Annotated in this window: 5 protein-coding genes; all 5 read right to left on the reverse strand. The window is 27.5% G+C overall.

Translation table 11 applies throughout. From position 1 onward, the window contains the following. Nucleotides 1–142 precede the first annotated feature (142 nt). Nucleotides 143–646: a hypothetical protein gene (locus V3V28_RS05890; protein ID WP_331364096.1), complete on the reverse strand. Its 504-nt coding sequence runs from the start codon at nt 644–646 to the stop codon at nt 143–145. Between the two features lie 119 nt (nt 647–765). Continuing rightward, on the reverse strand, nt 766–1374 hold the full coding sequence (locus tag V3V28_RS05895; protein ID WP_331364097.1) for a hypothetical protein: 609 nt from the start codon (nt 1372–1374) through the stop codon (nt 766–768). Between the two features lie 3 nt (nt 1375–1377). Next, the gene (locus V3V28_RS05900) at nt 1378–1641 is read right to left on the reverse strand and encodes a hypothetical protein (protein WP_331364098.1); all 264 of its coding nucleotides are present in this window, start codon (nt 1639–1641) and stop codon (nt 1378–1380) included. Nucleotides 1642–1667: 26 nt separating this feature from the next. After that, nucleotides 1668–2516, reverse strand: coding sequence for a toxin-antitoxin system YwqK family antitoxin (locus V3V28_RS05905; protein WP_331364099.1), 849 nt, complete (start codon nt 2514–2516; stop codon nt 1668–1670). Between the two features lie 340 nt (nt 2517–2856). After that, on the reverse strand, nt 2857–3898 hold a 1042-nt coding region (locus tag V3V28_RS05910), incomplete at its 5' end, for a hypothetical protein (RefSeq protein ID WP_331364100.1).

A 3898-nucleotide genomic window follows, 5' to 3' on the forward strand; every position in this document is an offset into this window, starting at 1 on the left:
TATACTATCAGGTTGTTTATTAATATTATCTTGACCAATACTATCCATAAAACTTTGAGTTAAATTTGGTGTTAGGCTACTATTCTCATTAAAAGAATTCAAAAGGCTATCTTTTTTAAATGGTGTCATATTAGGTATATAATTACCACCTTGTATAGAGTCTTTTAAAAATTCCATTAGTGCCCATACCTTCATAATGGTCTGCTAAAGTTGTAGTATGCTTCACAATACCTCTACCATATCTTAAACTTCTTATTAAAGTAACCAAAAGGCTAAGATTTGTTACCGTACCAATAACCTGTGCTCCGCCTCTAATTACAAAGCCCTCATTGTCAAAAGAGCCATAAGTAGTGCTATTTGCACCTAATGGGTTTTCTAGATTATGACCTACTTTACTATCTCCCCATGCATTATAACCGTTAAAATTATCTTCAAAATTATCAATAAAACCAAAACCCGTTTTCCAATCTTTTGCAATATGTCTGTTACTTAAATCAGGCCAAGGTTGTTTAGAGGTTTTTGCCACAACAACTTCAAGTTTTGGGGTCATTTTTACTACAGGGTCGTATTCATTTTCAATAACCTCCCAACCTTTTATAGTATAATTCCACGTTCTACCAGCATCATCAAAATGTGTAGCATTCATCCGTGGCATGGGTGGTAGACCTAAATCTGTATAAAATTCATCGTCATTTTCTAGAGGTACTTTACAGCTTCGCTACCCTAAGTCACAAGTTTAGGGATTATATTTTACTACATACAATTTTAAACACTATCCTTAACATAAACAGGTATTTCAATATATGATTTATGTATAGAATCTAAAGCCCCCCCCTCTCCTAAAGTGTCCTTTTTGCTTAACAAATATTCTGTTAGAACAGCCCTTATTATTTTATTACCTACGGATTTAAATTTTTTAGAAAAAACAACTGAATGCCTACGTTCAACATCAAATTTTTCCTGCATACCAGAAGTTTCTAAATTATAAAAGCATTTTTTTTCAATATCTTCTTCATTGTAAAAACCATTATTAAAATCTAATGTATCATAACGAGGTAAACAAACTTTAATTTTTGATTCTTGTTTTTTAAAAAAAGGAACTATTAGGTTTATTAATGCTATTGATTCTTTATTTACTATAAACGTATCCTTACACTGTATTAGATAATTAAAACCTTTATCATCACGTAGATTACCTTTTTTATCATAATGCCATACCATGTTTTCATATTCCTTTCCTCTAATTAAAACAACTTTTTTTAATGAATCAAACTTTGTAGTTCGCTCAACCTTATTGCTTTCTATTTTGTCCTTTTTACAAGAGCTAAAAAACAAAAGTATGATGCCAAATAAAATAAGTAAATACTTTGACATTTATTATTTCTTTTTAATTGCTTCAGTCTTTAAATAAACTTTAATAATAGTCATAGAATCTAATTGATATTTTTTTGTGTATTCGATTGAATCAATCTTCTGAATTCCAGTACCAAACCTATGAAGTTGACCTTTAGAAAAACCTGCATAAAAGGAATATGAATATATACTATCAGGTTGTTTATTAATATTATCTTGACCAATACTATCCCTAAAACTTTGAGTTAGATTTGGTGATAAATGACTATTCTCATTAAAAGAATTCAAAAGGCTGTCTCTTTTGTTGTGGCATATTATACACTATCTTTAACAAATACAGGGATTTCAAAATACATTTTACGAGCATTTTCTATTGCTGCTTCTAAACCCAAAGAATCTCTATCTTTAATTAAGTATTCATAAATGATTCCTTTTACTATTTTTTTTCCAGGAGTTTTGAATTTTTTACTTACCTCAGTTACATAATTATAATCTAAATAAGCTATTTTTCTTTTTCTTTTCAATGTATTAAAATCCTGATAACAAGCGAGTTTCATCTTTTCTTCGTTTGAAAAATTGAAATTAAAATCTACTGTGTCAGAATTTGAAATACAAGCCACTATTTTTGATGTACCTCTTTTAAAGTAAGGAGACACCAAATTTAAAAATGTATTTAATTCTTCTTTTAATAAAGTGGTGTCTCTATGAATTAATTGAAAATGGTTGCCTCCAATTAATTTACCATCATCATCATAATACCAATCTTGGTTTATATGAGAATCATTATTTATTTTTTTAAATTCAATAATTTTATCTAATTTATTATTTTTATAAAATGACCACTTTCCAATAAATATAGTGTTGCTTAAATATTTCCCTTTTCTTTCAATATACGGTTTTATACTGTCATAATAAACTAACTTTTTAATACTGTCATTAATTATATATTCAATAAGTTTAACTTTTTGTTTAGGTTGTTTATAATAATAAATAGATGAATCAATTCGCTTATCATTTTTATAATTATGAACTACTTTTAATTTTCCATTTTTATAATAACTTCTAAATAGACCATCTTTTTTACCATTTTCTAAATAAAATTCACTTAATAATTGTCCAGTATTATAATATTCTTTTTCAACCTTTTCATTATTACATGACACTAAATAAAAAATTAAAAAAAAAACTTGTATATACTTATTTCGTTTTAATGTCATTATTTATTCCTTTTGGAAATATTTATTATATACACTTCGTTTACACCAGTTACTTTTTCGTATGTTCCATTTAGAATAAGCTTTGTAGAATCAGTTGGACTCAAATATATAGGCAGTGGAAACCACTGACCATTATGTAACCCTTGACGAATGGGGTTACTACCTAAAGTATCAGGGAGATGATTAAAATAATTATGTATCAAACTATCCTGTCTACTTTGAAGCATGTCAGGCACATTATTCTCATTAAAAGAATTCAAAAGGCTGTCTTTTTTGTTGTGGCATATTATACACTATCTTTAACAAATACAGGTATCTCAAAATACATTTTATGGGCATTTTCTAAAGCTTTTTCTAGGCCTAAAGAGTCTTTTTCCTTAACTAAATATTCGTAAATAATGCCTCTTACTAATTTATTTCCTGGGGTTTTGAATTTTTTAAAGGTCATGGAAGCATGACTGTGTTTTATGTCCGGCGCAAACTTCATATCATCAGAATTAGTTTCAATATCATACGCACATGATTCTGGGACGTTACCTTTATTCGAAAAGTCGCTATTAAAATTTAACGTATCAGAAGCAGAAGTACAGACCAAAATTTTAGATTTATCTTGAAAATAGGGTACTGGAACTTGAACAAAAAATTTAAATTCTTCACTGAGTTTGATAGTGTCACCTTTGATATATGGCATATTGAAGTAATACCCCCCTATGGTATCTCCATCTTTATTATGATGCCAATTTTGATTAAGGTATGATTTTCCTTTAATATTTTTAAATTGAGAATATGATTTAAGTTTTCCGTCTCTGTTATAGTGTTTCCATATGCCAATGGCTAAAGAATCTTTAATAGCATAACCTTCTCGCCCTAAAACGCCATTTAAATAAAATACAAGTGTTTTGTGTTTTTTTTGAAAATAAAATGTGATACCTCCTATTGTGTTTTTATGGTTATCAAAGTAAAGAACTTTTGTTGAGTCTATAAGTATGTTCTTTAAATCAGTATCTTGATAGGAAATGGAATCAAATATCATTTTCCCAAAAAACCATTTCTCTTTTATATTTCCACTATCATAATATTTAGCATTATTGTTGAATTTTTGCTTTTGATTACCACAAGAAAATAAAAGTATTGTAAAAAATAGAATCAACAACAATTTTTTCATAATATCACTTATTGTTTTTTGATTTCTTTTGTTATTAAAAATTATTATTGTCCGATAAAACTCAAAAATAGATAATATTCTCTTTTCAACCCTAATAAAAGCGTTTGATTTTATGGATTTAGAAAAGTAAGCTCTTATTTTTTTTGATTTTATTAAAATTGAA

The organism is Polaribacter sp., from assembly GCF_036480315.1.
Lineage (GTDB): Bacteria > Bacteroidota > Bacteroidia > Flavobacteriales > Flavobacteriaceae > Polaribacter.